General features: G+C 64.9%; 1 protein-coding gene. It reads left to right on the top strand.

Features of this window, described 5'->3' with window-relative positions:
- A partial coding sequence (locus DQ392_RS34225; protein WP_181856210.1) for a hypothetical protein occupies positions 1 to 399 on the top strand: 399 nt, incomplete at both ends.

Genomic DNA, 399 nt, shown 5'->3' with positions numbered 1-399 from the left:
TTGTGGAGGTGAGTGCGCATCCGGTGTTGACGTCGGCGATTGAGGACATCGTCGAGCAGCATCCCGGGCGTCCTGAGGCGACGGTGACGGGCTCGTTGCAGCGTGATCAGGGTGATCTGCGCCAAATGCTGACCTCCGCCGCGCAGCTGTGGGCACACGGCACCGACGTCACCTGGCCCACATCCACGCCGAGTGTCAGCACTCTCGTGCTGCCCGGGGACGACGCCCAGATTGACTGCGCGCCCACCGAAACACAGTCGATTCCTGTTGCGGATTCGGAGCCGGTGGTTTTTGCGTTGTCGGCGAAGTCGGAGTCGGCGTTGCGGGTGCAGGCGGGGCGGTTGGGGGAGTTTTTGGAGGCGCGTCCTGAGGTGGATGTGCGGTCTGCTGCTGGTGTGT

It is taken from the genome of Streptomyces reniochalinae (genome assembly GCF_003323735.1).
Classification (GTDB): domain Bacteria; phylum Actinomycetota; class Actinomycetes; order Streptomycetales; family Streptomycetaceae; genus Streptomyces; species Streptomyces reniochalinae.
Note: the sequence above shows the minus strand (reverse complement) of the source record. Positions and strands in the feature narration are given on the sequence as shown.